Below are 1381 nucleotides of genomic sequence, written 5' to 3'. Positions count from 1 at the left end.
CTTACCCCAAATCGTCCGGCAGGATCGACGCGGGGATGTTCTGGTAGCACACGGGGCGCAAGAAGCGGCGGATGGACAGGGTGCCCACGCTGGTCGCGCCAAAGTTGGTGGACGCCGGATAAGGTCCGCCATGAACCATGCTGTCGCAAACCTCGACCCCTGTGGGGAAGCCGTTGGCCAGAACGCGGCCTGCCTTGCGCTCCAGCACCGGCAGCAGGCGGCGCGCCAGTGTCGCGTCGCTGTCGTCCATGTGCAGGGTCGCGGTCAGCTGGCCGACAAAGGACTTGGCGACCTCGATCATCTGCGCTTCGTCCTTGGCCACCACGACCAGACCGAGCGGGCCAAAGACCTCTTCGCTCAGGGCGTGATTGCCGATCCAGTCATCGGCAGAAACGCGGAACAGGAATGGCTTGGCTTCGCGGGTGTCGCACATTGACGTCAGCATGTCCTGAACCCCGGCCGCGCCCTGCATCTTGGCCGCGCCATCGCGATAGGCCGCCGCAATTCCGTCGGTCAGCATGACCTGCGCGCCGCTCTCGGACAGGGCTGCACGGGCCGCTTCAGCGAAGGCCTCGCCTTCGGAACCCTCAAGCACCACCGCAATCCCGGGGTTGGTGCAGAACTGCCCCGCGCCCATGGTCAGCGATCCGGCCCACGCCTCGCCTAAGGCCGCGCCACGGCTGGCCACAGCCGAAGGTAGCATGAACATCGGGTTCACAGACCCAAGTTCGCCAAAGAACGGAATGGGTTCGTCCCGCTGCGCGCACAGGTCAAACAGCGCGCGGCCGCCCCCCAGCGATCCGGTGAACCCAACCGCCTTGATCAAGGAGTGTTGGACCAAAGCCTGCCCCACATCGCGCTTGCCGCCCTGGATCAGGCTGAACACACCCTTGGGCATGCCGCACTTCTCGACCGCCGCCGCAATGGCCTCGGCCACAATCTCGCCGGTGCCGGGATGCGCGCCGTGACCCTTGACCACAACAGGACAGCCCGCCGCCAAAGCCGCTGCCGTATCGCCGCCTGCCGTGCTGAACGCCAAAGGAAAGTTCGACGCCCCGAACACCGCCACAGGCCCGATGGGCCGCTGCATCATCCGCAGGTCCGGACGGGGCAAAGGCGCCCGATCCGGCAGAGCCTCATCATGCCGACGGTCCAGATAGTCCCCTGCACGAATGTGGCTGGCAAACAAACGGATCTGCCCAACGGTCCGGCCCCGTTCGCCCACCAAGCGCGCCTCGGGCAGGCCAGTCTCAGCGCACCCAATCTCGGTGATCGCCTCGCCGCGCGCATCAATCTCGTCGGCGATCGCTTCCAAAAACTGCGCGCGCGTCTCGCGGCTGGAATAGCCATACTCCCAGAACGCCTCTTCGGCGGCCTGACA

General features: G+C 66.1%; 1 protein-coding gene. It reads right to left on the bottom strand.

The features are described from left to right. Window position 1: 1 nt before the first annotated feature. Window positions 2-1381 (bottom strand): aldehyde dehydrogenase (NADP(+)) (locus BM225_RS21495; protein ID WP_092465543.1); only part of this gene is annotated, 1380 nt, incomplete at its 5' end.

Origin of the sequence: Donghicola eburneus, assembly GCF_900115865.1 — a bacterium.
Taxonomy (GTDB): domain Bacteria; phylum Pseudomonadota; class Alphaproteobacteria; order Rhodobacterales; family Rhodobacteraceae; genus Donghicola; species Donghicola eburneus.
The sequence above is the reverse complement of the archived record's forward strand: the minus strand, read 5'-3'. Positions and strand labels throughout refer to the sequence as shown.